This window comes from Clostridium sp. AF12-41, assembly GCF_003461685.1.
GTDB lineage: Bacteria > Bacillota > Clostridia > Lachnospirales > Lachnospiraceae > Otoolea > Otoolea fessa.
Genome location: NZ_QTXO01000004.1, coordinates 75,896 through 102,463, shown reverse-complemented (window position 1 = coordinate 102,463; position 26,568 = coordinate 75,896). Strand labels below are relative to the sequence as shown.

Here is a 26,568-nt window from a genome sequence, read left to right as displayed (position 1 = left end):
AAGGAGTCCTTGCATGAACAAGATCGACAAGCTCGATAAGGAACTGGAAAAAGCCCGGGAGAAGGCAGCCGAGTGGCAGGCCAAAATCCGGGAGCTGGAAAAGCAGAAACAGGAGGAAGAAAACAGCCAGATCGTGCAGGCGGTGCGCTCGCTCAAACTGACCCCCGCCCAGCTTATGGCTTTTTTGAATGACCCCAAAAACAGCCTTACCGCTTCGGGCCATACTGACCCGAAGCCGGAGGCACCCGAAAAGGAGGACACAGCCCATGAAGAAAACTAAATACCGCAGGCTGGCGGCGATGGCTGCCAGCCTTTTGTGTTGCCTGATCTTTACGGTCCCGGCCTACGCCCAGAGCAGCGAGCCGCAGCCGGAGACAGCTCCCGCCCCGGTGGAAACCGAAGCGGAGCCGGAAACCCAGAACCCCTTTACCCCGGACGGGACGGGAACCGTGGTGGACAACGCCACCGACGAGGACGGTAAAGAGTTCTACACCATCACCACCGCAGACGAGAGCGTGTTTTATCTGGTGATCGACAAACAGAAAACCAGCGAGAACGTCTATTTCCTCAATACCGTTACCACAGACGACCTTCTGCCTCTTGCCGAACAGGGTAAGGAACCGCCCCAAGAAGTGACCCCGGAGCCAGAGCCAAAGCCCACCGAACCTGTGGAGGAAGTACCGGAACCCGAGCCGGAGAAAAAGGACAGCCCCCTTCTCTCTCTGCTCCTGATCGGTGCGGTGGTGCTGGCCGGCGGTGGGATTGGTTACTATTTCAAGATTTACAAGCCGAAGCATGAGGCCCCGGATTTGGAGGATGATTACTGCGAATATGAGGACGGGGAGCTGGAGGAGATCGCAGAGGAACCCGAGGACGAAGATACCCCGCCGTGGGAGGAAGATACGGAGGAATGAGAATGAATTTTACAAGCAGCCCTTTTGAACGAATGATGAAGGAAGTACCGCACCCCGGCTGGGACAATGACGATCCTTGTAAGGGATGCCGTTACTACAAGGAGTGCAAAGGAAAGAAAAAACAGTGCCGGAAGAAGTTCCGGGCGCTGATCGTGGAGCCCCGCCCTTCGGGCCATCGTGGCCCGAAGTCATAAATGGACGCCCGGGAGCTGACCCGTGACGAGAAGAAGAAAATCCGCACTCTGGTCACGGGGATGTGCGCCAACTATGACCGGGAAAGCGGCCTGTGCCTTCCTCTTGACTGTGCCTGCTATATGCTGCACAAGTGCTGGACAGGGGCGTACTGCCGTTATTTCCGTGAGGCTGTCCTGCCTCTTAACCCGGAGCTTCAAGCGTCGCTGACAACGGAAGGCATCTCCCCGGAGCTGCGGGCCTGTGCGGTCTGCGGAAAGGCGTTTTTGCCCGAGGGGCGTCAAGCCTACTGTTCCGACGCCTGCAAGGCCGAAGGGAACCGCCGGAAAAGCCGGGAACGCATGAGGAAAATGCGGGAGAAAAGGCCGGGCGGCTGTTACGATTTGCCGCCTCCAAAGGCTTGACATTCCGGGCTTTTTTGAGGGTGTTTCCGGGGTGGGAATATCTTATTACATTCCTCCCCGGTCTGCCCTCTTATTTCGTAACATCCAGCACTTCGGGTCATGTTGGCCCGAGGCACAGAAAGGAGGGATCTCTTGGAGACAGTACAAGGATATGTGATTTTGAAAGCTGCCACCTTTGAAACTGGACACGGCTTTGCGCTTGGGCATAATCCGGGAGCGCCGAGCCCCTTTGTGACCTGGCAGTTTACCGAGGGGGAAAACGGCCATCGGGATTACTACTGGGGCCGCTATGGAAACAGCCAGGCATGGGCGCAGCGGGATTTTGACCGCCGGGTGGACGATTATCAGCAGCTTTACCATGCGGCGGTCAAGCATACCGAGCTGGGACCGGAAGGCGTTTACCGCTATTATTCCACCCAGCGGCCCGTGGACATAGGAACTTACCCGAAGCCGCCGGATAACCAGCCTCTTTCCATTGTCAACTACGACGATGACAGGCGGCGTCCTGTGGCAGACGGCAGGCTGATGGCATGGGGCGAACTGACCTACACAAAGCCGCTGACCGAAAAGCAAATGGAGGATTATGAACTGAAACCAGCACCGGGCAATCCTGACCGGGTGCGCTCATCCATTACCGCCCGGCTCAAAGAAGGAACCAGAGGGCAGGAACCCCCGAAGGAGCCCGGCCAGAAGCGGAGCCATAAAAACCATGAGGAACGATAAAGGAGGATCGCCATGCACGAAAAAGACAACTATCTGAAAACCGCCGAGCTCTCCACGGAGCAGAACTGCAACATGATTGACGGCGTACCCAACAACACGCCCATCCAACCCACGCCCCCGGAGCTGGACGCAAAACCGCTGGATAAGGTAAAGGAACCCAAAAAGCGCCGGAAAGGCCGGGAGCTGGAACGATGATGGAGAACCGCAAGCGGAATGTCCATCTGCACGTCATGGTAACGCCGGACGAGCTGGCAGCCATCCATGAACGGATGGCCGAGGCGGGCATTTCCAACGCCGGGGCCTATGTACGGAAAATGGCTCTGAACGGGTATATCCTGCACATCGACCTTGCGCCCGTAAAAGAATTGATCTCTCTGCAACGGCGCTGTTCCAACAATCTCAATCAGGTCGCCGTACACGCACACACCTATGGCGTGTACCCGGAGGAAATCGACGGATTGAAGCGGGACTATGAAAAGCTGTGGGGCGAGGTGTCAAAAGTGCTGCGGGAGCTTTCCGAGCTGGTGGCAAAGTAAGACGAGGGCGGCAGGCTTCCGTTGTGGGGCTTGCCGCCCTGCTCTTTTTTTACCACTTCGGGCCAGCATGACCCGAAGCCCGTCATAAAAAATTCAGATTTTCAAGATTGTAGAACCAGCTCTATAATGATATAATAATTCAAGAAGGGAGGCTGATACCATGCTGAAAATGGTTATTCGCATGAATGATGATAAAATCACAGCCGAAAATAAGTACCGGCTGGATGGCATTTACAACACAATCAATCATACATTCCAAACCGTGGGCCTTCCCCGTATGGAGGATGGTTCCGGCGCTTTGGTATTCCGTGACTGCGGCAGAGCGAGGGATTTTAGTCTGTTCGGCCGGATCGTCAATACCTTGAAGCGGCAGACATGGTTCATGGATAATGTTTCTGTGTGGCGTCTTTGTGACAGTGACGATTCTGACAGTCCAGATGATTTCAATGAAGAAGATCTGTTGACCCACTATCAGGAAAAAACAGCAATGAGGGCTTGAGTTTTGGAGAGAAAATATTTCAAAGCCTTAAATTTTGATCTGGACACCCATCAATTAAAAGAGCATTACCCCGGAGCCAATTACCGGCAGGCGTATGACGACTTGCGCCGGTTCTTCAAACGGCATCGTTTTTCTCACCGTCAAGGCTCCGGCTACATATCGGATGATAAGCTGGCAACTGCTGATATATACGACTTGATGGATGAATTAAGCAGACAGTTTCCGTGGATTGGAATATGCGTGAATAAAATTGATGTGACCAACGTGGGACGGCAGCACGATTTGACAGAGCTCTTGAAACCAGCAGAGGATATTGTTATCGACACTTCGCTGCTGACAGTTCCCGATTGCCCGCAGCAGGAAACAGAATAGCAGAAATTTGGCAGGACATGAATGTGTCCTGCTTTTTCTGTTTTCGGGCCATCATGGCCCGAAGGTTTGGGACAGGATTCACTAATCTTTCGCAACATTTATGTCCCCGGGCAGGCATGATAAAATAGAGGTAGGAAGGATAGATAAAGGAGGTTTTGGAGATGAAGATACTGCTGAAAATATTGGTTGCTCCCTTTGCTTTAGCGTTGTCCCTTCTGGCGGCTCTGCTGGTATTCCTGTTTGATATTTGTGCCGTCCTGCTGACGATTGCCTCTGTGATTCTGGTGGTGCTGGGTGTCGCTCTCTTTTTCACGCCGACGCCCATAGGCGGGATTGTATTTCTGTTTCTCGCTTTCCTTCTTTCGCCGTATGGACTGCAAGCGGCGGCGGGCTCCCTTCTTTGGGCGCTGGACGGAGGCAAATCCGCTCTGTACCGGTTTCTGGCAAGTTAAACAGCCTCGGGCCATGTTGGCCCGAAGTCGGGGCGGTCTGGATGGGCCGCCCTTTTCTCATGGAAAGGAGGGATGATTTCTGGCTACCACAACTTTGTTGCAGCGCCATGCGGGCGAAGGCGAAACGATTGCCGAGGCAATCCGGGATTGTCTGGACTATGGCAAGGACCCGGAGAAAACAGAAAGAGGAAAGTATATCTCCGCTTATGAATGTGATCCGGCCACCGTGGCGGACGAGTTCCTTTTGGCAAAAGCCAGCTATGCCGCTATGACGGGCCGGGAACAGAAAAAAGAAAATGATGTGCTGTGCTATCAGATACGACAATCCTTCTATCCGGGCGAGATCACCCCGAAGGAGGCGAACCGTATCGGCTATGAGCTGGCTATGCGCTGGACAAAGGGGCGGCACGCTTTTATCGTTACCACGCACACCGATAAGCAGCACATCCATTGTCACATTTATTACAACTCCACCACCCTTGACTGCACCCGGAAATTCCGAAACTTTTGGGGCTCCAGCTTCGCCCTCCGGCGGCTCTCTGACAGGCTGTGCCTTGAAAACGGGCTGTCCATTGTAGAGAACCCGAAGCCCCGGAGCAAGGGCAAGTATCGGAATTATGGAGAATGGCAGAAAGAACGAAAAGGGCCGCTTTCCTATCAGGACAGACTGCGCCTTGCCAGTGATACTGCGCTGGCGGAACGCCCCGCTGATCTGGACGAATTTCTCAATCTGATGAAGCGGGCCGGATATGAGGTCAAGACGGTTCGGGGCGGCGGTATCAGTTTCCGGCTGACCGGGCAGGGACAGGAACGCTTTACCCGTCTGCGGGCTTCCACGCTGGGAGACGGCTACGACTTGCAAGATGTTCTGTCTGCCATTGAGGGCAAAGAAAAACGCCCCGGGCGCTCGGAACGGAAAATCAGTCTGGCGGTGGATATTCAAGCAAAGCTGGCTGCCGGTAAGGGGCCTGGATATGAACGCTGGGCGAAGGTATTTAACATTAAGCAGATGGCCGCCGCTCTTGCCTATATACAGGACAATAACCTGACCGATTATGAGCAGTTGGCGCAGAAAGCCACCGAGGCGGCAGACCGTTTCCATGCTATTTCCGAGCAGGTCAAGCAGACGGAACAGGCTATGAAAACCAATGCCGGGCTAAAGGCTGCAACGGTTCAGTATGCCAAAACCCGCCCAGTCTTTGAGCAGTATAAGGCGACGAAGTACAGCAGGAAATTCCTTGCGGAGCATGAGGCCGACCTTGAACTGTACCGGGTTGCACAAGCGGAAATGCGCTCTCTGCTGGGCGGGGCAAAGCTCCCCAAAATGGATGTGCTGAAGGAAGAAGGCCGTAAGCTCACAGCAAAGAAAAAACAGCTCTATGGAGAATACCAGAAGGCACGACGGGATATGCAGGAGATCGTCACAATCAAGGCGAACATTGACACTCTGATGGGCTACACCGAGCCGGGAAGAAAGCAGGAAAAGGAGCGTTAAGGTTATGAAAATAAGGAGCAAAGCGACGCTGACACTTCGGGCCATGTTGGCCCGAAGATATGGGTTTGGGGCGAGCCCCAACAAGCAGCCTTTGTGCCACTTGTGGCCACAGAGGCATTGCTTGCCATTTAGCTATTTAGCAATATACTGCAAAAAAGATTATTGAGTTTATACAACATCTATTGTTTTACGCAATACCTCCTTAAAATATCTATATTAAGAAAATTCGCCACAAATTTTCGGTGATTTATCAATCGCTTTTCGAGTTTTTATATGTTTATGCAAAAAGAATGATATTTTTTTTATATCAACAAGTTCTCTTTCTTTTTATCGTTTTAACTCAAACATCAAAACACAAAACTTGAATACCCGGTTTTTATATCAGAAAAATATACGATATATGTTGATAATTAACAATTTATTAAGTTTTATTTACCATTTTTAGATTATATTGCATATATAGGGATTCTGTGGTATACTACAGTTAGTTATAAAAAGCTCATAACCGATTAGTAAAGGGAGGGATACCATTGGGGCTATAGAGGAGGAGAATTTGAGAGAATAGTGCCTTACATAATGGTGGGCGCTAAAAAATCTGAGTTTGTTACTATGGTAAAGTCTCAAGGAGGTCATTTATGAAGAAAGGTTTGAAAAAGGCATTGGGTCTGTTGGTAGCGCTGAGTCTCATGGTAGTTGGTAGCGCATTTAGTGCTCTTGCTGCTGATTCTCCAGAACAGAGACAAACATTCAGTGTCGATCTGAATAATTTTGACGAAAGCCAGCCCTATTCGGAAACATTACATTTCGAGAAGGACGGTCAGCCGGTAACAGTGACACTTAGCTATACGCCTCCTTTAACTCGTGATCCTGCTACTGAAGGAACGTGGAAATCGGATGCATTTTGGGGTGTCGCAGGTATGGATTACAGATTTGACTTATCAAAGAGTGGTAGCCAGTGGAAAATTTCTAATGCACGTGATTTAAATACCTACTGTGTTGGCGGAACGGTTGAAGATGAAAGTTTAGCCATTGGCCGTGCAACATCTACCTCAAGCAAAGCGGCCGAAGTGACTGGCTCTATGAGAGCAAATGTAGTCGGCGGAGTAGGAACACTTTCTTTCGCTTTAAGAACGGAAGTTTTTAATGGAGAAGTTTCTACCGTATTAAATTAAGAATAATATAAGTAGAGTCCTATTCAAAAAGGTGTTGATGTAAATATGTCGGCAATGTCTATATTTTTTCTAGTTGTATGCTCCGTCCTTGGACTTGGTGTTTTATACTGTATAGCTCGAATTATAGGATGGCTATTCAATCAGATAAAAAATAATGCTGATTAAGTGAAAGCAATTATACAATTTAAAAGGGTTGTTGCAAAGAGAAAAGTAATGTTCTGTATATGGTAGATTTAATAATTGACATATACTATATATAGTAAATTGAGTCTGTTTTGTAACAACCTTTTTAAAAGAAAATTTTTAGTAACAATTAGATAGAGTAGAGGTACGTTAACCATTAACATATCCTCTACTCTATTTTTTTATTTTTGCCTCCTATCTACGACAAATTTTGCAAAAAATACATTATATGATAATAAAAGAACTACGAGATTTTTACGCGGAGGTTGCTAATAACATGAGTTAGATTATTGAGAAAAAATAGATGAAGCAACGCCCCTTTTGCTTTACCTCCTCCTAGATGGGAGGAGTTTTATTCCAATTTAAACTTTTTTAAGGCTCAAACAAGCTGTTATTTGTTTGAGCTTTTTTTATGTTCGACACCTTATTTCAGGATTTGCTATCGAAACAGAGCCAGTCTTGAGATAAGCTGTCGAGGCTTTTTTAGAACGAGTAGCCATCTTTACTATTTTATAGATTTTTCACTGTTATTTTTTGAAAATTTCAGAAATTTCAGCCTACATATACGCTCCCCGCCGCTTCTGTTTTGTTGTCCATCCATCACAAAACAAAGCGGAGGTTCAATATGGCTATTATAAATTTACGGGACTATTACCCTTTTTATACGTCAGACTACTTTATGGAAGTACCAGAAGATGTTGTTGAAATGTTCAAGGAGTTTGACCGGAAGGAAGCCGCTTACCGTCTGCGTACATACCGGCACAAAGCCTATTACTCCCTGGATCGGAATGATGGAATTGAGCATGAGGCGCTTTTCGTTGCGTTCTCTCCCTATGAACTGTATGAGCGTAAAGTGACGATACAAGAACTCTATACCGCCATCTCACGACTGCCCGACAAACAGGCAAAGCGCATTTACGCTCATTTCATTCTCGGCTTGACGAAACAAGACATTGCCCGGGCCGAGGGTGTGGATGAAAAGGTCGTGCGGCTCGCCATTGAGCGCGGCCTTCGGAACTTGGAAAAAATTTTAAAAAAATTTTTATAAGGTGTACCGATTTCGCCTCAAAAATGAAATGGCTTATGAGAGGCAGTCAAAGCCTCGGGCCACATTGGCCCGAAGCGGGACACGCCTCACGCAGATTGAAAACTGAATAAAAGATAGACGGATACGAAGGGTGCTTGTGTCCAGTGACAGGCCCGCCATGACCTCTATTTTTACACTAGAGAGAGCGACCAGGCCCATGCCGTAGGCAGACTGTGGCAGGTCTGCCGGACAAAACACAAAACCCGGATACTTGCGATTAGTCACAATCCGAGCGTGCAGCGGTGTTGCGAACCGTGAGCCGTCGCAGGTAATGAGATCGCCTTGCCATCAGAATGGGGAGAGCTGAAATGCTATGGGACAAAAAGCCAACTGTCCGTCCGGTCTATCTGAAAAAACTTTCTAACCTGTGGGGCCCTTCCTCTATTACTGTCTGATGATAGGGCAACCGTTCTGGCTGGGCCCCATATTTTTCTATGAACAGGAGAATTTTATGAAGGAAAATATATCTAGTCCAGAATTAACGCTGAATATATGGAGTAATGACGCCTGCCGGGGCTATGTGATTATGGCCATGCAGGACTGTGGATTCACCCATAAAGATATTAGCCGTGTAGTAAATCAGCTTTATGGAGTGTTTGACTTATACACACTCAACGAGGCTGAACAGAAATATTATAACGGCGATTATTAGCTTCGGGCCAACGTGGCCCGAGGCTGGGGAAAGCTCAAAGGGCAGTTCCTTCCAGGGAGCCGCTTTTTTAGGTTTCCCCAGCAGACAAGAGGGAAGCTGGCCGCTGTTCATCCGTACTGAAAAGTGGAGGTTTTCGATGGTTCAATCTGTTACATACCAAAGCGAAAAACAATCCGTATATTTTCAAGGGAAACTTATCGTATTGGAAAATCTAATTCCGGTACTATCCCCGGATGAAAAGAACAAGCGAAAAAGAGAAATCGAAAATCACTTATATGATGTGTTCAGTAAATACACGGACAGATTTTACTAATCAACCGCAACATTGTTGTCCGGGGCTGCCTATGGTATAATATAATTGTAAGGTTGGTAGCTCCATTCCATACGGAAGGAGCCCAATATGGACATTATCAGAGAAGATTGTATATACGCGAGACAGTCGGTAGACCGTAAGGACAGTATCAGCATTGAAAGCCAGATTGATTTTTGTAAGTATGAGCTGAAAGGCGGAAGCTGTAAAGTATTCAAGGATAAAGGCTATTCCGGGAAGAATACGGACAGGCCGGAGTTTCAAAAGCTGTTAGGAGAAATCCGAAAGGGCCGGGTGCGGCGGGTAATCGTTTATAAGCTGGACAGAATCAGCCGTTCCATTCTGGACTTTGCAAACATGATGGAGCTGTTCCAGGAATATGACGTGGAGTTTGTTTCGTCCACAGAAAAGTTCGACACCTCAACCCCAATGGGGCGGGCCATGCTGAATATTTGTATCGTATTCGCACAGCTTGAACGTGAGACAATCCAGAAACGCGTCACGGACGCTTACTACTCCCGGTGCCTGAAAGGTTTTCACATGAGCGGACAGGCCCCCTATGGTTATCAGTTGGAGCCGACAGTGGTTGAAGGTATCCGCACAAAAAAGATGGTGGCAGACCCCGAAACTTCCCAATATGTAAAGCTCATGTTTGAAATGTATTCCGAGCCGGAAACGTCTTTTGGTGACATTACACGGTACTTTGAGGAACAGAACATCAAAGTTTACGGTAAATCGCTATTCCGTACCTTTATTTCACAGCTTTTAAGAAATCCTGTTTACGCACAAGCAGATTTAGAACTCTACGAATTTTTTAAAAGCCAGGGGGCGGCTATTGTCAATGACGCTTCCGATTTTGCCGGAACCAATGGCTGTTATCTCTATCAGGGCCGGGACGTGAAGGAGGATAAAGACAGGAGCCTGAAAGACCAGATACTTGTAATCGCTCCACATGAAGCGCTCATACCGTCTGATGTATGGCTGAAATGCAGGAAGAAGCTAATGACAAATAAGAGTTTTCAACAAGGACGTAAGCCGAAAAATACATGGCTTGCCGGAAAAGTTAAATGCGGGTGTTGCGGATATGCCTTAAAGGCAACACACGTTCCGAACAGCGAAGGCTATTTTCGCTGTAGTAAACGGACTGAAAATAAAGGCTGCCCGGGCTGTGGTAAAATCCGTAAATCTGAATTTGAGGAATTTATTTTCAGTGCTATGCGGGCGAGATTTAAAAATTTTCAAGTCCGCCATAGCCGGGAGGAAAAAGTCAATCCCAAACTGACCGCCCATCAAATTGAACTGGCGCAAGTTGAAGCCGAGATTGAAAAACTACTTGATACGCTAACCGGAGCCAACGCAACACTTCTTGCCTATGCTAACAAAAAAATTGAAGAACTGGACACTCGCCGCCAGACCATTTCAAAGGAGATTGCGGAAATGTCCATTGAAACAATGTCACCCCAAAAGGAGCAGGAACTCTCTTATTACCTCGACCATTGGGACAGCATTGAATTTGACGACAAAAGGAAAGCCGTTGACGGCCTGATTATTTCAATCAGCGCAACTAGCGACCACGTTCAAGTAGAGTGGAAAATCTAAGCTCTAACTTCTGGATTATCCCACTCTACTTACTTTCAAATCTATCTTTTCTTTTTAATCTTGTTTGTACCCCTTGTACACCGTTGCTTCCAAAAGTGCCTACCCGTGTACAGTATCGCCGCTTCATTCCGATACGCCGCCATCTATTCCAGCCCCTCATCCGGCACCTGTACGCGCATTCCACGTGCAAATGCCCGGTTTAAGCGGATTGTGTGCCGTGCCAGCGGGTTAAACAGCATATAGATGCAGAATACCGCCTCGATAAATTCGATTGCCGCCGCCATCACCAGCATAAAAACCAGCGGAAATGGCAGCCACCAGCTCATCTGAAGCAGCGATACGCCGCCCCACACGATACTCGCCCCACGCCCGATCAGCATCAACACCGTAAGCACCGGGCTCTCCCGCAGCATAAGCATATACCAGCCATAAAAAATAAACGGTCCCAAAAGCGTCATGACCGCATTTGTTTTCTCCATTCCATAGACAAATGTCATAATCAGATAAAACAGGCAGTACAGAACCCGCACCCCCGTCAGAATCCGTACCATCCAGTGCAATGCCTCATTCTGCTCCCCGTAACCCGGAAGTGTTTTTTCCATCTGTTTTCCCCACATTGCCCATTCCCGCTGCACTGCAGCGTACTCCGGACGATGCTTTCTCTTTATAAATCCCATTCAGAGTCCCCTCTCTAATATTCAATTCCCCGCCGCGCCAGGATTTTCCGGTCAAACGGATGCTTGATTTTTTTCATCTCTGTCACATAATCAGCCCGCAAAAGCAGCTCTTCTGGCGGTTTCCGCCCCGTCATCACAACCTCCAGCTCCGCGGGTCTGTGATCCAGAAAATCCACTATATCCGTCAGCTCCAAAAGTCCCGAAGAAAGAGAAGCGCAGACCTCGTCCAACACCAGCAGAACATCGCAGGTTTCATTATTCTGTATTTTCCTGCTTCTTGAATCCTCCGCTTTCTCACACCGCTTCACTGCCTCACGGCACGCTGTCTCAAACATACTTTTATAATAATCCGCCGCCTCCCGCTTCACCTCATCGGTCATTTTCCACGTGAATCCAAATGTTTTTTCACAGGGAATCAACGTCACCTCCGGGAGCCGCTTTAAAATCTCCACCTCCCCAGACTGATCCGTTTTTAAAAAGCGGGCAGCAACTACCTGTTTTCCCGTTCCTGCTGCCCGGACCGCCAGACCAATCGCCGCCGTCGTCTTTCCTTTTCCGTCGCCGCAGTACAGATGTACACATCCCATATATTTTTCCTTTTCTTTCTTTTTATCTCGCTTTTCAGCGCACCGATACCAACTATCTTATCATATCAAACTGCCAACCACAATATTTGCCCGATTGAAAATTTACATTGAAATATTTCCCCATATACGCAATCTGGCGGTCTGATCCCAAGGACCAGAACCGCCAGAAAACCAAACTCAATGATTCAATTTTACCAAACTTCTAACTTCAAACTTCTAATTTTCCTATTTGAATGCAGCAACCAGCTCTTCCGCATCCTTATAACCTTGTTTTTTCAATTCCCCGATATACCACTCGGTTACCGGTTCTACAATCGCCTTGAAGGAATCGATATCCAGATCCTCATACGGGATGACCTCGACACCATTCTTGGACTGCCATCTGGAGAGGATCTCATCGTCGCCTGCACGGTTGATCTCGCGCTCGTACTGAACGGCAAGTTTGCCGCACTCATCGACTACCTCCTGCTGCTCCGGTGTCAGGCTGTCGTAAATATCCTGGTTGATGCAGAAGAACAGGCAGTCATAGTTTGCATTCCACATGGAAACGTATTTCTGTACTTCCTGTACGCTTGCCGCATCAATCGCCGGAAGCGGGTTCTCCTGTCCGTCTACCGTCCCCTGCTGCAATGCCGTGTAAGTCTCGGACCAGTTCATGTTGGTCGCATCTGCGCCCCACAGCTCGTAGCACTTCATTAGAAGGTTTGAACCAGCCACACGCACTTTCAGGTTCTTCATATCTTCCACGGAACGAACCGGGCGCACGCCGTTCGTGAGCTGACGGAAACCATTTTCCGCCATACCCATACAATGCAGGTCATAGGAAGAAAGAATCTCATCCATCTTCTGACCTGCCTCGCCGTCCAGCTTCGCGTCGGCGTCCTCCACTGAATCAAACAGATACGGCAGCGATACCACGTTGAAACGCGGGTCAAATGCCGAATAAATCAGGTTGCTGTGCATCGAAATCTGCACCGGATCTCCGTTCATCAGCGCCTGGATGCCCTCGGACTGGTTTCCACCGGTCAGCTGATCCGCTGCGTAAACATCTACTTTTACCTTGCCGCCCGTTGCCTGATCCATGAGCTCGCCAAACTTGCGTCCTGCCTGTGCCCAGGTACTGGTTTCTGTCGTGGAACACGTAAAGTTCCAGGTCATTTCCGGCCAGTTCAGGTCACTGTGATCTTCCACCTGATAGGTCGAAGAATTTTCAATGCCCGCCGTCTTAACTGCACTAGCCGCATTTTCAGTAAAGGTGTTTACCAGATCCTCTGCATCATCAAAGCCCTGGGTTTTCAGTTCTCCGATAAACCATTCCGTTACCGGCTCAGCTGCTTTCTTAAAGGATTCGATGTCGAGATCCTCATATTTCAGCACCTCCACACCGTTCTTAGTCTGCCAGCGATCCAGAATCTCCTCATCGCCTGCACGGTTGATCTCACGCTCGTAAGCAACTGCCTTACGGCCTGCCTCATCAACAACCGCCTGCTGCTCCGGTGTCAGGCTGTCATACAGCTTCTGATTGATGCAGAAGAACAGGCAGTCATAGTTTGCGTTCCACAGGGAAACATATTTCTGTACTTCCTGTACACTCGCCGCATCAATCGCCGGAAGCGGGTTCTCCTGCCCGTCTACCGTGCCCTGCTGCAGCGCCGTATACGTTTCGGACCAGTTCATATTGGTCGCATCTGCGCCCCACAGCTCATAGCACTTCATCAGAAGGTTCGAACCAGCCACACGCAGCTTCAGGTTCTTCATATCTTCCACGGAACGAACCGGATGTTCGCTGTTGGTCAGCTGACGGAAACCATTCTCCGCCATACCCATACAATGAAGACCATAGCTTTCCAGGATCTCAACCAGCTTGTCGCCCGCCGGACCATCTAAGACTGTATCCGCTGTCTCAACTGAATCAAACAGATACGGCAGTGATACAACATTGAACCGCGGGTCAAATGCCGAATAAATCAGGTTGCTGTGCATCGAAATCTGCACCGGATCGCCGTTCATCAGTGCCTGGATGCCCTCAGACTGGTTTCCACCGGTCAGCTGATCGGCTGCGTAAACATCTACTTTGACCTTGCCGCCGGTCGCCTGCTCCATGAGCTCGCCAAACTTACGTCCCGCCTGTGCCCAGGTGCTTGTCTCGGTTGTGGAACACGTAAAGTTCCAGGTCATATCCGCCCAATCCAGATCGCTGTAATCGCCGATCGTGTTGAAATCGTCATTGTCTGTCTGGGTGGTTCCGCTGTCGCCTCCGACTGTCTCGTCATTTTCAATGGCTGCCGCACTTCCCAGTGCCGCCGGCAGACAGGTCGAAATCTGCGGAATATAAGTAATTATCAGCAAAACAACAATGGAAGCGGCTACCATCGGAACGACTGCCCTGGAAATTTCCTGCAGCGTTACACGAATACCATCTCTTAATTTGATGCCGATCGCGACAAACAGGTTGACACCGACCGGAGGTGTTACCTGACCAATTGCCAGGTTGACCGTTGCCATGATACCAAATGCGATCACGTTATAGCCCAGTGCCTTGCAGACCGGCAGCATGATCGGGATGAAAATGTACATCGCAGAGTTTGCATCAATAAAGCAGCCCGCGATCAGGAAAATAATGTTACAAATCAGCAAGAAAGTAAACTGGTTGCCTGCCACTCTTGCTAACAGTTCGGAAGCAGCCGTCGAAATACCGAAACGGGTGCAGACAAAGGAGAACAGCGACGCACACGCTACGATCAGCATGATGCCGCCGGTGGTCTTTGCCGAATCAATCAGAATTTCCCACAGGTCTTTAAATTTTACTTCCTTATAAATAATCATACCGACAAACAGACCGTACACAACGGATACGGCTGCCGCCTCGGTCGGTGTAAAGATGCCTCCGTAGATACCGCCCAGAATAATGACCGGCATCAAAAATCCCCAGAAAGCATCCTTAAATGCGTTCCAGCGCTCTTTTGCGGATGCTTTCTCTACGTTGGACGGCACGACATGATCGCGGCGTACCTCCAGCATAACGACAACTACCAGAGCCAGACCCATCAGGATACCCGGAATGATGCCTGCCATAAACATATCTCCGATGGAAACACCTGTGATCGACGCGTATACGACAAACGCGATACTCGGCGGGATGACGATCGCGATGGAACTGGAAGTTGCCATCAATGCCGTCGAGAAGGCTGCGGAGAAACCGCCCCGCTCTATCATCGCCGGAATCAGGACCGCACCCAGGGCCGCTACCGTCGCCGGACCGGAACCGGAGATCGCGCCGAAGAAGCAGGCTACGATGATACACACATTCGCAATGCCGCCTTTTCTGTGACCGACACAGGTGTCAACGAAACGGATCAGGCGCGTGGAAATCCCCGCCTTCGCCATGATATTTCCGGATAATACGAAAAACGGAATCGCCAGCAGCAGGAATTTACTGATGCCGGAGTAAATATTCGTCGCTACAATCGTTAAAGAAGTACCGGAATACAGGATCGCCGCTGCGGAAGAAAGTCCCAGACAGACGGAGATCGGCACATTCAGCACCAATAATACGAAAAAGGTAATAAAAAGAACTGCGCTAACCATTTATTTGTCCTCCTTTTTCGTACACTCATCGAGACAGAACTCGATAAAATGAAGAATCATGCACGCCGAACCGATCGGTACAAAGGACCAGAAGATCCACTCCGGCCAGTTCAGCACAAAGGTACGTTTCTGGTTCGCAAGCTGCGCCAGTACCTTGTCCATGCCATAGTAAAATAAGATTCCCATAAAGAGAACCGAAAAGATCGTAATCAGAATCACAACCGGCTTCTTTGCTGATTTCGGCAGACGCTCTGTTACCAGATTTAAGCCTACCAATCCGCCCTCACGCGCAGACAGCGCCGCGCCAAGCAGCGTAATTAATACGAAAATGGCAACAACCAGCTCCTCTGTAAAGGACCAGGACTGGTGAATCACCTTACGGGAAAATACATTTCCCACCGTCAGTACAAGGATCAGGAGCATCGTGACTACCAGCACGGTTTTCTCAACCATCGCCACAATATCCATCAGCTTTTTATATCCATTCATACTGCGCTCTCCTCCTAAAATAAGTATCTCATTTTTCCACATTTCTGTCGGCTGTACGCATTCATCTGAACGTTTTTGTGTCATAGGACACAATTTCCTAAGGCATAAAAAAACGCCCCCAGATAATAGGGACGAATGAAGTGCCAGATTTCTGCTAAATGTTCTGTTTTTCTCGGAAAACACGCAAACATATGCAGCACCAAACAAACAAACGCTGCTCCCGCTTGTGCGGGATTCGTACAAAAACAGTGACCGCCGCGCCCTTGCTCTCAGTCAATCGAGGCATGAACGGTTCCGTTTTCATATGGAACTATATCAAACTAAAATTAAATATTGCTGATATGGAATATATTCTACACTTTTTTAATAAATACGTCAACCATTTTTATAGACTACGGTCTATTTTATAAAAGCCACATAAAAATAGCATAAAAGAAATAAAATTCTTTTCCCTCAACCTATTGATGATTTGATTTTTCTATACTATAATAAACATCATACGCTTTAAAGTGCGAAAATCTTTTAGACAATACAGGAGGATAAAACTCATGGGATTTGAATATGTCAGCAAGCTGCCGACCCCGGACGAGATTCGTGCACAGTTTCCACTGGCACCGGAGCTGGCCGCAGAAAAAGCTCGAAAGGACGCTGCTATCCGTGACGTCTTTACAGGCGACAGCGACAAGTTTCTTGTCATCATTGGTCCGTGCTCTGCTGACCGGGAAGATGCGGTTATTGATTATGTAAACCGTCTTGCCAAGGTACAGGAGAAAGTGAAGGACAAACTGATTCTGGTTCCTAGAATCTATACCAACAAACCTAGAACAACCGGTGACGGCTATAAGGGACTTTTACACCAGCCAAATCCGGAAGGTAAGCCAAACTTATACCAGGGTCTGATCGCGATTCGCAAACTTCACATGCGTGTGATCGAAGAAACCGGCTTCTCGACCGCAGACGAGATGCTATACCCGGAGAACCTGACCTACCTTTCCGACGTTATGTCCTATGTTGCAGTCGGCGCACGTTCCGTTGAGAACCAGCAGCACCGCCTCGTTGCCAGCGGCATCGACGTACCGGTCGGCATGAAGAATCCGACCAGCGGCGCACTCTCCGTCATGCTGAACGCCGTACACGCAGCACAGCACGGTCATGAGTTCATCTACCGCAGCTGGGAAGTAAAGACACAGGGCAACCCGCTGACCCACACCATCCTGCGTGGTGCTGTCAACAAGCATGACCAGTGCCTGCCGAACTACCACTACGAAGACCTGAAGCTGCTCTTAGACCTCTACAACGAGCGTGATCTGAAGAATCCGGCCTGCATCATCGATGCAAACCACTCCAACTCCAACAAAAAATACATGGAGCAGATCCGTATCGTCAAGGAAGTACTCCACAGCCGTCGTCACTCCGACGATATCCGTAACTTCGTCAAAGGCGTCATGATCGAAAGCTACATCGAACCAGGCAGCCAGAAAGTTGGCGAACACATCTACGGAAAATCCATCACCGACCCGTGTCTGGGATGGGATGATTCCGAGCGTCTGCTGTATGAAATGGCTGAAGGATTATAAAAAACAGGTATCTGCACTGAACAGTTACAAAATTAGAAATATGCAGAAAAAAAGTCCGATGGAAAAGCTCCGCCGGACTTTTTTTCGTTAGGAATTCGGATTTCAAAAAGGTTAAAGGATTAAATCTTTTGTATCATGCATTTATTATGGTTATAGTATATCATGCCTCTCTCCAAAATGTTTGTATTCTCTTTAAATAAATTATGAAGAAATTCTTAAGATTCACCATTTCGATGCAATAAAAATCGTCTTTCCTGCATTATATTAATTTAACGTTCTTTTTTACTGCACATCCTTAAACAGATCACAAAAATCAAAGGTCGCAAAATAATCCTTCGGTGTCTCTGCCCGGCGGATCATCTCCACGGAACCATCCTCTTTCAGGAGCAGTTCAGCCGAACGCAGCTTTCCGTTGTAGTTGTAGCCCATCGAAAAACCATGTGCGCCGGTATCATGGATGACAAGGATATCGCCCATATCAATCTTCGGAAGCATCCGGTCAATCGCAAATTTATCATTGTTCTCGCACAGGGAACCGGTTACATCGTATTTGTGGTCGCACGGCTCGTTCTCTTTTCCCATGACCGTGATGTGATGGTATGCGCCGTACATCGCCGGGCGCATCAGGTTGACTGCACACGCGTCCACACCGATATACTCTTTGTAGGTGTGTTTCTCATGGATTGCCGTTGTCACAAGGCAGCCATACGGCGCCAGCATGAAACGTCCCATCTCTGTATAAAGCGCTACATCGCCCATGCCAGCCGGAACCAGAACTTCCTCATAAACCTTGCGGACGCCCTCGCCGATTGCAAAGATATCGTTCGGCTCCTGATCCGGGCGGTAAGGAATGCCAACGCCACCAGACAGGTTGATAAATTTAATATCTGCGCCAGTCTCTTCTTTCAGCTTGACCGCCACCTCAAATAATACCTTCGCAAGCATCGGATAATACTCATTTGTAACCGTATTGCTTGCAAGGAAGGCATGGATACCGAAATGTTTCGCACCTTTTGCTTTCAACACCTTGAATGCCTCAAATAACTGCTCGGTTGTCATACCGTATTTCGCATCGCCTGGGTTGTCCATGATATCATTGCTGATCTTGAACAGTCCGCCCGGATTGTAACGGCAGCTGATCGTCTCCGGAATATAACCGATCGTCTTCTCCAGGAAATCAATGTGCGTAAAATCATCAAGGTTGATGATCGCGCCCAGCTCGGCAGCCATCTTGAACTCCTCCGGCGGTGTATCGTTGGAGGAGAACATGATCTTCTCGCCATCGTACTTCATCGCCTTTGCCATCATAAGCTCTGTCAGCGAAGAGCAGTCCACGCCGCATCCAAGTTTCTTTAAAATATCAATTACAAATGGATTCGGTGTTGCCTTTACAGCAAAATACTCTCTGAATCCCTTGTTCCAGGAAAATGCACGCATCAGGCGCTCGCCATTCTCGCGGATTCCCTTTTCATCATACAGGTGGAACGGTGTCGGGTATGTTTTCTTGATCTCCTCCAGCTGCTCCCGTGTTACAAATGGTTTCTTCTCCACTTTTACATCCTCCGAACTAAAATCTACATATAAAACTAAAAAGTCTGGACTACCGGGAACATACACTACTCCCGGCACGCCCAGACTCCTTTGTCCTGCTACTATTTATACACCAAAAACCGTGTTTTATCAACTGATTTCCCGAAAAACGCCCACAAATGGGCGGTATTTGTTACTGTTCACGCATACGTGCCCAGTAACGGAATTTGCCGTGGCTTCGCATTTAAATACGGCAAATTCCTGCTGCCACCACGTTTTCTTACGGCACTTTCGGTTCCAAAAGTGCCTACCTGTGAACAGTAACTGGTATTTTTCTCCTTTTCTCCGCCAGGACACAAACTCCGGACAAATTGAATCATTTTCCAGATACATCTATGAACCGGTCACAAATTCAGGCGCAGAATCCGGTCTCTACTCTACCACCATTACACGCATGATATTCGTATCGGCTACCGGTTCATGACGGTTGGCACGTGTCACCACACCCGCAGTTGCAACCACAATTTCACCCTCTTTGACGATACCTTTCTCTTTCAGCAGTTCCACCGATGCAAATAAGAGTGCATCCGTCGATTCAGCGCGTTTTGCATGGAACGGCTTAACACCCCAGTAGAGCTGCATCTGGCGGACAGCCGTCATGCTCGGGGAAAGTCCCGCGATCAATGCTTTCGGACGCCATTTCGAAAGCATTCTCGTCGTAAATCCGCTGACACTCGGAGCCACAATGACCGGCGCTTCCAGATCGGAGGCGGTCGCTACGGATGAATAGCATACCGTATTAGATATATTTCGAAGATTTTCTGCCGATACCTTTCTTCTCTGGTAGAACATATAATCCAGATATTTCTCCGACTCCTCGGCGATCTGGCTCATCATGCGGACTGCCTCGATCGGGTAACTTCCCATCGCCGTTTCTCCGGACAGCATGACCGCATCGGTTCCCTCGTACACTGCATTCGCCACATCCGATACCTCGGCACGCGTCGGACGCGGGTTGCGGATCATTGAATCGAGCATCTGGGTCGCCGTGATAACAACCTTGCACGCTAAGTTACACTTGCGGATGATCATCTTCTGAATGTGCGGAACCTTCTCTGCCGGTATCTCCACGCCCATATCGCCCCGGGCTACCATGATGCCGTCGCTCGCCTCAATGATGGAATCAATATTTTCAATTCCTTCTTCATTCTCGATTTTCGCGATAATCTGCATAGCAGAACCTTTTTCATCCAGAATCTCCCGGATCTCGCGGATCGCATCGGCATTGCGGACGAACGAAGCCGCCACAAAATCAAAGCCTGCATCCACGCCGAAACGAATGTCTTCCTTATCTTTATCGGTCAGCGCCGGAAGCTTGACCCGTACTCCCGGTACATTGACACCCTTCTTCTCGCCCAGCTCGCCTCCATTTTCAATCCGGCAGACGATATCTGTTCCATTGACCTCCCGCACGTGCAGCTCGATCAGACCATCGTCAATCAGAATGCGGTCACCCGGCTTTACATCCTCCGCCAGCCCCGCATAGTTGATGTAGCCGCGTGTCTCATCACCCACGATCTCCTCGGTCGTCAGCGTATACAGATCGCCCTCTTTCAGCGTCACTTTCTTTCCATCTTTTAATTTGCCAGTACGGATTTCCGGTCCCTTGGTATCCAGAAGCGATGCGATCGGAATCCCCAGCTCCTCGCGCACACTCTCCAGAATCTCCAGACGATGTTTATGCTCCGCATGATCGCCATGCGAAAAGTTAAAACGTGCGACATCCATGCCATTTAACGCCAACTCCTTCATAATCTCCCGGTTATCGGTGTTTGGTCCCATTGTGCAGACAATCTTTGTCTTTTTCATTCTGTCATTCCTCCTCATATTCTGTCATTTATCGAGATTTTTCCCATCAGTGAATCATTTATAACCTCTTTTGTATGCTTCATCCAACCTATTTAAATCCCCTGCTAAAAAAACAATCCACCGCTTGGTTCTATTTAGAATCTTTCAATTCTTCTTCCGTCACGTGTTTGTGCGTATACAGATGATCCATGCAATATTCCAGATTTCCCGCACACTTCGAACAATAGCGGAATTCCAGGTTCGGATCATCCTTCTCGGTGCGTCCGCAGACTGCACATTTATGATGCGTCAGCGAAATTTTCTGAATCTGTGCCTTCTGCATCTCGTTTTTAAACTTCTGCTTACGGACCATCTCTTTCGGACTGGCTTTCCGATAGTTGCGCGTCATCAGGAAGAAAATGATAAAATTGAGCATCGAAACAACAATCTCAATTTTCGCGATAATGCCACCCGTTAAGAAACTGTAGACCAGAAGCGCTCCATACATCATTCCGAGGTATTTCGCCCGGATCGGAATAAAAATCAGAAGGAACTGCATCTCCGGGAAAGTGCAGGCAAACGCCAGAAACAGCGATTCATTTAAGTAATACGGGGACATCGGCACCGAAAAGCCGGTCACACCGTACACCAGAAATGCCGCGATGATGTGTCCCAGCACGCCCATAAAGAAAAACATATTAAATCGGAAGGTTCCCCACACGCGCTCCAGCGTCGAGCCAATCGAATAATAGAGATACATCGCAAGCAGCGCAAACAGTACGCCCGACTGAGGCGGGCATACGAGAAAGGTCACGATTCTCCACACCTGCCCCCGCAGGATCGCCGCCGCATCAAGTGCCAGATACTGCACGTAAAAATATGGATTAAACAGGCTCATCACAAATCCAGCCGCATACATCATGATGATGTAGTACATCAGATTCGGGATCGCAAACCGACCGAATTTGCGCTCTAATTTTCTAAAAAAATTCATAATTCACATCCTTTGCCGTTTTCCTTTCATTATAGAGAGCGGCGGATTCTTTGTCAAATTATATTCTCGCTTCCACCACGTTATCTTACGGCACATTCGGTTCCAAAAGTGCCTGCCTGCGATCGGTAACGGCTGCATTCCAACTCAGAAAAAGCGGTATTTTCCACGCAGAAAATGCCTTTCCTTGTACAGGAACACCCTCCTCCCATTATGCGCGATATTAACAAATTTTGCACATTTTTAGCATCTTTTTAACGCACCCTACCGATTGTTTTCTTCCTTATTCTATGTTAAAGTATAGCCGAATACATGTGTAATACAAAGGAGGGAAGGGGCACTGCCCCGATTGTACATGAATTCCTGTAAAAAATTAGGAATCGACATCGGTTCCACAACGGTTAAAGTATCTATTATTGAAGACGGCGGTAAGCTTCTTTTCGCCGATTATAAACGTCATTTTGCAAACATACAGGAGACGCTCGCGGACCTGCTCCGTGAGGGTGAAGAGAAACTTGGCGCACTGACCGTTGAGCCGGTCATCACTGGTTCTGGCGGTTTAACACTTTCTAAGCATCTGGGCATTCCATTTGTCCAAGAGGTTGTGGCGGTTGCCACATCCCTGAAGGATTATGCCCCGCAGACCGACGTTGCCATCGAGCTTGGCGGCGAGGATGCGAAAATTATTTATTTTACCGGCGGCATCGACCAGCGTATGAACGGAATCTGCGCCGGAGGCACCGGCTCTTTTATTGATCAGATGGCTTCGCTGCTTCAGACGGACGCATCCGGTCTTAATGAGTACGCGAAAAATTACAAGGCAATCTATCCGATCGCGGCGCGCTGCGGCGTTTTCGCCAAGACGGATATCCAGCCTCTCATCAACGAAGGCGCAACCAAAGAGGATCTGTCCGCCTCCATTTTCCAGGCGGTTGTCAACCAGACCATCAGCGGTCTGGCATGCGGCAAGCCGATCCGCGGCAATGTTGCGTTTCTCGGTGGACCGCTTCATTTCCTCTCGGAGCTGCGCGCGGCATTTATCCGCACCCTGAATCTGGGGGCGGACCAGATCATTGCCCCGGATCACTCGCATCTGTTTGCGGCGATCGGCGCGGCGATGAACTCTGATCCGAAGACAACTGCCAGCCTGCACGATCTGATCGAACGGCTTTCCCACGGCATCAAGATGGATTTCGAGGTAAAGCGGATGGAACCCCTCTTTACTGATGAAGCTGACTATGAAAAATTCAGAACCCGCCATGCAAGTCATGACGTCAAAAAAGGTGATTTAGCGACCTACGAAGGCAACTGCTACCTCGGCATTGACGCCGGTTCCACCACAACCAAGGTGGCGCTTGTCGGCGAGGACGGCTCTCTTCTATACCGCTTCTACAGCAACAACAACGGCAGCCCGCTGGCGACGGCGATCCGCGCGATGCAGGAGATCCACGACCAGCTTCCTGAGAAAGCACAGATCGCTTATTCCTGCTCCACCGGTTACGGTGAAGCGCTCTTAAAATCTGCCCTGATGCTGGATGAGGGCGAGGTCGAGACGATCTCCCACTACTACGCAGCGGCGGCATTTGAGCCGGATGTAGACTGCATCCTTGATATCGGCGGTCAAGATATGAAATGCATCAAGATCAAGGACGGCACCGTAGACAGCGTACAGCTCAACGAAGCTTGTTCGTCCGGCTGCGGCTCCTTTATTGAGACATTTGCTAAATCCTTAAATTACAGCGTACAGGATTTTGCCAAGGAGGCACTCTTTGCCAAAAATCCGACCGACCTCGGTACCCGCTGTACTGTTTTCATGAACTCTAACGTCAAACAGGCGCAGAAAGAGGGCGCTTCCGTCGCAGATATTTCTGCCGGACTGGCTTACTCCGTCATCAAAAACGCCCTGTTTAAGGTTATCAAGATTACCAACGCCTCCGATCTCGGAAAACACGTGGTCGTACAGGGCGGTACCTTCTATAACGATGCGGTTCTCCGCAGTTTTGAGAAGATCTCCGGCTGTGAGGCAGTCCGCCCGGACATTGCCGGTATCATGGGTGCCTACGGCGCGGCTCTGATTGCCCGTGAGCGCTACGATGCTTCCAAGACGACCACGATGCTGCCGATCGACAAGATCTTAAGCCTGACCTACAAGACGACGATGGCACGCTGCCAGGGTTGTACAAACCACTGCGTCCTGACGATCAACCGTTTCGATGGCGGACGTCAGTTCGTGACCGGAAACCGCTGTGAGCGCGGACTGGGCGGCAACAAACAGAAAAAAGACATTCCGAACTTATTCGACTATAAATACCACCGTATGTTCGATTATGAACCGCTGACCGCCGATCTGGCGCCGCGCGGTACCGTCGGCATCCCACGTGTCCTGAATATGTATGAAAACTACCCGTTCTGGGCAGTCTTCTTCAGGGAACTGGGGTACCGCACCGTTCTGTCCCCGAAATCGACAAGACAGATCTACGAACTTGGTATTGAATCAATCCCGAGCGAATCCGAGTGCTACCCGGCAAAACTCGCGCACGGTCATATCGAATGGCTGATCCGCCAGGGACTGACCTACATTTTCTATCCGTGCGTTCCTTACGAGCGCAACGAAACCCCGGAAGCGGGAAATCACTACAACTGCCCGATGGTCACATCCTACGCGGAAAACATCAAAAACAACGTAGAATCCCTGACGGATCACAAGGTACATTTCCGGAATCCGTTTATGGCATTTACAAATGAGGAAATCCTGACAAAACGTCTGGTCGAAGAATTTACCAGGGATCAGTCGATCCCGGAGAAAGAGATCCGCGCCGCCGCTCACAAGGCATGGCAGGAACTCATCGCCTCCCGTCAGGATATGGAAAAGAAGGGCGAGGAAGTCATCGCCTGGTTAAAAGAAACCGGACACCACGGCATCGTGCTGGCAGGCAGACCGTACCATGTAGATCCGGAGATCAACCATGGCATTCCGGAACTCATCACTTCCTACGGTTTTGCCGTGCTGACCGAGGACTCCGTCTCCCATTTAGGACGCGTTGACCGTCCGCTGATCGTCACCGACCAGTGGATGTACCACTCCCGCCTCTACGAGGCAGCTTCCTATGTGAAGACACAGCCAAACCTGGATCTGATCCAGCTCAACTCCTTCGGATGCGGTCTGGACGCAGTTACTACTGATCAGGTCAATGATATTCTGACCCGTTCCGGCAAAATTTATACGCTGCTCAAGATCGACGAGGTCAACAACCTCGGCGCCGCACGTATCCGTGTGCGCTCCCTGATCGCCGCAATTCGTGTGCGCGAGATGCGCCACTACCATAAACCGATCGTTTCCAGCGCATACAGCCGTGTTTATTTCACGAAGGAAATGAAGAAAAACTACACAATCCTCTGCCCGCAGATGTCGCCGATCCATTTCGACCTCATCGAACCGGCAGTCCGAAGCTGTGGTTACAACCTGGAGGTGCTGCAGAACTCCGACCGTACCGCTATCGACACAGGACTTAAGTACGTCAACAACGACGCCTGCTACCCGTCCCTGATCGTGGTTGGTCAGATCATGGATGCGCTGCTCTCCGGCAAATACGACTTAGAGCATACAGCTGTTATCATGAGCCAGACCGGCGGCGGCTGCCGTGCTTCCAACTATATCGGCTTTATCCGCCGTGCCTTAGAGCGCGCCGGTATGCCGCAGATTCCGGTTATCTCGTTAAATGCCAACGGCATGGAGACGAATCCGGGCTTCAAGATTACCCTGCCGCTTCTCACCAAGGCAATGCAGGCGGTTGTCTACGGTGACCTCTTCATGCGGGTTCTCTATGCGACCCGCCCATACGAGGCAAAAGCCGGTTCCGCCAATGCCCTGCATGAGAAATGGAAAGCAATCTGCATCAAATCGCTGCAGAAACACTCTTTATCCATGGCAGAGTTTAACCGCAACATCCGAGGTATTATCCATGACTTCGACGAACTTCCGAGACGCGATGTCCAGAAACCGAGGGTTGGCATTGTCGGCGAGATCCTGGTAAAATTCTCCCCGTTAGCAAACAACCACGTGGTAGAGCTTCTGGAAGCCGAGGGTGCCGAGGCTGTAATGCCGGATCTGCTTGATTTCCTGCTTTACTGCTTCTACAACAGCAACTTCAAAGCCGACAATCTGGGCGGCAAACGTTCCACCGCACACCTGTGCAACATGGGAATCTCCCTGCTGGAGTATTTCCGCCGCACCTGCCGCCGCGAACTGGAACGCAGCACACATTTCCTTCCGCCTGCACGGATTCAGGATCTGGCGTCGATGGCGAAGCATTACGTTTCCCTCGGCAATCAGACCGGCGAGGGATGGTTCCTGACTGGTGAGATGCTGGAATTGATTCACAGCGGCACGACGAACATCATCTGCACCCAGCCGTTCGGCTGCCTGCCGAACCACATCGTCGGAAAAGGCGTCATCAAGGAACTGCGCGCCAGCCATCCGGAGGCTAATATCATCGCCGTAGACTACGATCCGGGTGCCAGCGAAGTCAATCAGCTGAACCGTATCAAACTGATGCTTTCCACCGCACAGAAGAACCTGCCAGAAAGGAAAAAGGAGTCAAGAATTGGATGATTTTGGATTGATTTTGGATAAAATTTCCAGCTGACTTTTAAAGACGTCTGTGCTATAATAAATTTATATGGAGTTTAAG

The 26,568-nt window shown here is 49.3% G+C and carries 24 protein-coding genes; 17 read left to right on the top strand and 7 right to left on the bottom strand.

The genetic code is table 11. The features are described from left to right. The first annotated feature begins 13 nt into the window (after window positions 1-13). From DWV73_RS07900 to DWV73_RS07830, 15 genes are all read left to right on the top strand, one after another. The gene (locus DWV73_RS07900) at window positions 14-280 is read left to right on the top strand and encodes a DUF4315 family protein (protein WP_005927622.1); all 267 of its coding nucleotides are present in this window, start codon (window positions 14-16) and stop codon (window positions 278-280) included. After that, window positions 267-914, top strand: coding sequence for a DUF4366 domain-containing protein (locus DWV73_RS07895; RefSeq protein WP_107001175.1), 648 nt, complete (start codon window positions 267-269; stop codon window positions 912-914). Before DWV73_RS07900 ends, DWV73_RS07895 begins: the two co-directional genes overlap by 14 nt. Beyond that, complete coding sequence (locus tag DWV73_RS07890) at window positions 911-1,108, top strand: hypothetical protein (protein WP_005927616.1); 198 nt, start codon at window positions 911-913, stop codon at window positions 1,106-1,108. Before DWV73_RS07895 ends, DWV73_RS07890 begins: the two co-directional genes overlap by 4 nt. Further along, window positions 1,109-1,510: a cysteine-rich VLP protein gene (locus DWV73_RS07885; protein ID WP_050005650.1), complete on the top strand. Its 402-nt coding sequence runs from the start codon at window positions 1,109-1,111 to the stop codon at window positions 1,508-1,510. A 132-nt stretch (window positions 1,511-1,642) separates the two neighbouring features. Next, a complete protein-coding gene (locus DWV73_RS07880; protein ID WP_227589686.1) occupies window positions 1,643-2,233 on the top strand; it encodes a hypothetical protein in 591 nt (196 codons plus the stop codon). A gap of 12 nt (window positions 2,234-2,245) precedes the next feature. Beyond that, window positions 2,246-2,428, top strand: a complete 183-nt coding sequence (locus tag DWV73_RS07875) for a DUF4316 domain-containing protein (protein ID WP_107001173.1) — start codon at window positions 2,246-2,248, stop codon at window positions 2,426-2,428. Beyond that, the gene (mobC, locus tag DWV73_RS07870; RefSeq protein ID WP_015553878.1) at window positions 2,428-2,769 is read left to right on the top strand and encodes a plasmid mobilization relaxosome protein MobC; all 342 of its coding nucleotides are present in this window, start codon (window positions 2,428-2,430) and stop codon (window positions 2,767-2,769) included. The genes DWV73_RS07875 and mobC overlap by 1 nt, the downstream gene beginning before the upstream one ends. Window positions 2,770-2,929: 160 nt before the next feature. Then, a complete protein-coding gene (locus DWV73_RS07865) occupies window positions 2,930-3,268 on the top strand; it encodes a hypothetical protein (RefSeq protein ID WP_016306492.1) in 339 nt (112 codons plus the stop codon). 3 nt (window positions 3,269-3,271) lie between these two features. Next, window positions 3,272-3,640 carry a VapD family protein gene (gene vapD, locus DWV73_RS07860; protein ID WP_016306491.1) on the top strand — a complete coding sequence of 123 codons (369 nt, stop codon included), beginning with the start codon at window positions 3,272-3,274 and terminating at the stop codon, window positions 3,638-3,640. A 161-nt stretch (window positions 3,641-3,801) separates the two neighbouring features. After that, entirely contained in the window at window positions 3,802-4,092 is a 291-nt protein-coding gene (locus tag DWV73_RS07855) for a CD1845 family protein (protein WP_023042378.1), read from the top strand. A 79-nt stretch (window positions 4,093-4,171) separates the two neighbouring features. After that, window positions 4,172-5,587, top strand: coding sequence for a relaxase/mobilization nuclease domain-containing protein (locus DWV73_RS07850; RefSeq protein WP_117796369.1), 1,416 nt, complete (start codon window positions 4,172-4,174; stop codon window positions 5,585-5,587). A gap of 635 nt (window positions 5,588-6,222) precedes the next feature. Then, window positions 6,223-6,759, top strand: coding sequence for a hypothetical protein (locus DWV73_RS07845; protein WP_107001171.1), 537 nt, complete (start codon window positions 6,223-6,225; stop codon window positions 6,757-6,759). A gap of 808 nt (window positions 6,760-7,567) precedes the next feature. Beyond that, entirely contained in the window at window positions 7,568-7,990 is a 423-nt protein-coding gene (locus DWV73_RS07840; RefSeq protein WP_107001170.1) for a sigma factor-like helix-turn-helix DNA-binding protein, read from the top strand. A 490-nt stretch (window positions 7,991-8,480) separates the two neighbouring features. Continuing rightward, window positions 8,481-8,681 (top strand): hypothetical protein, encoded by a 201-nt coding sequence (locus tag DWV73_RS07835; RefSeq protein WP_107001169.1) that lies wholly within the window; start codon window positions 8,481-8,483, stop codon window positions 8,679-8,681. Window positions 8,682-9,081: 400 nt separating this feature from the next. Beyond that, entirely contained in the window at window positions 9,082-10,590 is a 1,509-nt protein-coding gene (locus DWV73_RS07830; protein WP_107001168.1) for a recombinase family protein, read from the top strand. 143 nt (window positions 10,591-10,733) lie between these two features. Here DWV73_RS07830 and DWV73_RS07825 read toward each other — a convergent pair whose 3' ends face one another. The 4 genes from DWV73_RS07825 to DWV73_RS07810 all read right to left on the bottom strand — a co-directional run bounded on the left by DWV73_RS07825 (window position 10,734) and on the right by DWV73_RS07810 (window position 15,931). Beyond that, a complete protein-coding gene (locus tag DWV73_RS07825) occupies window positions 10,734-11,267 on the bottom strand; it encodes a hypothetical protein (protein WP_117796368.1) in 534 nt (177 codons plus the stop codon). A 14-nt stretch (window positions 11,268-11,281) separates the two neighbouring features. After that, a complete protein-coding gene (locus DWV73_RS07820; protein ID WP_117796367.1) occupies window positions 11,282-11,854 on the bottom strand; it encodes a cob(I)yrinic acid a,c-diamide adenosyltransferase in 573 nt (190 codons plus the stop codon). A gap of 225 nt (window positions 11,855-12,079) precedes the next feature. Continuing rightward, a complete protein-coding gene (locus tag DWV73_RS07815) occupies window positions 12,080-15,442 on the bottom strand; it encodes a TRAP transporter large permease subunit (RefSeq protein WP_117796366.1) in 3,363 nt (1,120 codons plus the stop codon). Further along, window positions 15,443-15,931, bottom strand: a complete 489-nt coding sequence (locus tag DWV73_RS07810) for a TRAP transporter small permease (RefSeq protein WP_117796365.1) — start codon at window positions 15,929-15,931, stop codon at window positions 15,443-15,445. A gap of 548 nt (window positions 15,932-16,479) precedes the next feature. On the opposite strand from DWV73_RS07810, the gene DWV73_RS07805 reads away from it, so the two are divergent. Continuing rightward, window positions 16,480-17,508, top strand: coding sequence for a 3-deoxy-7-phosphoheptulonate synthase (locus tag DWV73_RS07805; RefSeq protein WP_117796364.1), 1,029 nt, complete (start codon window positions 16,480-16,482; stop codon window positions 17,506-17,508). A 282-nt stretch (window positions 17,509-17,790) separates the two neighbouring features. Here the strand turns inward: DWV73_RS07805 and DWV73_RS07800 are convergent, their stop codons facing one another. The 3 genes from DWV73_RS07800 to DWV73_RS07790 form a co-directional block, all read right to left on the bottom strand. Then, window positions 17,791-19,059, bottom strand: a complete 1,269-nt coding sequence (locus DWV73_RS07800) for a diaminopimelate decarboxylase (RefSeq protein WP_022359661.1) — start codon at window positions 19,057-19,059, stop codon at window positions 17,791-17,793. 411 nt (window positions 19,060-19,470) lie between these two features. Then, window positions 19,471-20,925: a pyruvate kinase gene (pyk, locus tag DWV73_RS07795; RefSeq protein ID WP_270523636.1), complete on the bottom strand. Its 1,455-nt coding sequence runs from the start codon at window positions 20,923-20,925 to the stop codon at window positions 19,471-19,473. A 112-nt stretch (window positions 20,926-21,037) separates the two neighbouring features. Next, window positions 21,038-21,880 carry a hypothetical protein gene (locus tag DWV73_RS07790; RefSeq protein WP_117796362.1) on the bottom strand — a complete coding sequence of 281 codons (843 nt, stop codon included), beginning with the start codon at window positions 21,878-21,880 and terminating at the stop codon, window positions 21,038-21,040. A gap of 352 nt (window positions 21,881-22,232) precedes the next feature. On the opposite strand from DWV73_RS07790, the gene DWV73_RS07785 reads away from it, so the two are divergent. Further along, window positions 22,233-26,489 carry a 2-hydroxyacyl-CoA dehydratase gene (locus DWV73_RS07785; RefSeq protein WP_117796361.1) on the top strand — a complete coding sequence of 1,419 codons (4,257 nt, stop codon included), beginning with the start codon at window positions 22,233-22,235 and terminating at the stop codon, window positions 26,487-26,489. The last annotated feature ends 79 nt before the right edge of the window (window positions 26,490-26,568 follow it).

Bases quoted from the DNA above. Each gene is read 5' to 3' on its own strand.
- DWV73_RS07900 (WP_005927622.1), top strand. From the start codon at position 14: ATGAACAAGATCGACAAGCTCGATAAGGAACTGGAAAAAGCCCGGGAG.
- DWV73_RS07895 (WP_107001175.1), top strand. From the start codon at position 267: ATGAAGAAAACTAAATACCGCAGGCTGGCGGCGATGGCTGCCAGCCTT.
- DWV73_RS07890 (WP_005927616.1), top strand. From the start codon at position 911: ATGAGAATGAATTTTACAAGCAGCCCTTTTGAACGAATGATGAAGGAA.
- DWV73_RS07885 (WP_050005650.1), top strand. From the start codon at position 1,109: ATGGACGCCCGGGAGCTGACCCGTGACGAGAAGAAGAAAATCCGCACT.
- DWV73_RS07875 (WP_107001173.1), top strand. From the start codon at position 2,246: ATGCACGAAAAAGACAACTATCTGAAAACCGCCGAGCTCTCCACGGAG.
- mobC (WP_015553878.1), top strand. From the start codon at position 2,428: ATGGAGAACCGCAAGCGGAATGTCCATCTGCACGTCATGGTAACGCCG.
- DWV73_RS07865 (WP_016306492.1), top strand. From the start codon at position 2,930: ATGCTGAAAATGGTTATTCGCATGAATGATGATAAAATCACAGCCGAA.
- DWV73_RS07855 (WP_023042378.1), top strand. From the start codon at position 3,802: ATGAAGATACTGCTGAAAATATTGGTTGCTCCCTTTGCTTTAGCGTTG.
- DWV73_RS07845 (WP_107001171.1), top strand. From the start codon at position 6,223: ATGAAGAAAGGTTTGAAAAAGGCATTGGGTCTGTTGGTAGCGCTGAGT.
- DWV73_RS07840 (WP_107001170.1), top strand. From the start codon at position 7,568: ATGGCTATTATAAATTTACGGGACTATTACCCTTTTTATACGTCAGAC.
- DWV73_RS07835 (WP_107001169.1), top strand. From the start codon at position 8,481: ATGAAGGAAAATATATCTAGTCCAGAATTAACGCTGAATATATGGAGT.
- DWV73_RS07830 (WP_107001168.1), top strand. From the start codon at position 9,082: ATGGACATTATCAGAGAAGATTGTATATACGCGAGACAGTCGGTAGAC.
- DWV73_RS07825 (WP_117796368.1), bottom strand. From the start codon at position 11,267: ATGGGATTTATAAAGAGAAAGCATCGTCCGGAGTACGCTGCAGTGCAG.
- DWV73_RS07820 (WP_117796367.1), bottom strand. From the start codon at position 11,854: ATGGGATGTGTACATCTGTACTGCGGCGACGGAAAAGGAAAGACGACG.
- DWV73_RS07815 (WP_117796366.1), bottom strand. From the start codon at position 15,442: ATGGTTAGCGCAGTTCTTTTTATTACCTTTTTCGTATTATTGGTGCTG.
- DWV73_RS07810 (WP_117796365.1), bottom strand. From the start codon at position 15,931: ATGAATGGATATAAAAAGCTGATGGATATTGTGGCGATGGTTGAGAAA.
- DWV73_RS07805 (WP_117796364.1), top strand. From the start codon at position 16,480: ATGGGATTTGAATATGTCAGCAAGCTGCCGACCCCGGACGAGATTCGT.
- pyk (WP_270523636.1), bottom strand. From the start codon at position 20,925: ATGAGGAGGAATGACAGAATGAAAAAGACAAAGATTGTCTGCACAATG.
- DWV73_RS07790 (WP_117796362.1), bottom strand. From the start codon at position 21,880: ATGAATTTTTTTAGAAAATTAGAGCGCAAATTCGGTCGGTTTGCGATC.
- DWV73_RS07785 (WP_117796361.1), top strand. From the start codon at position 22,233: ATGAATTCCTGTAAAAAATTAGGAATCGACATCGGTTCCACAACGGTT.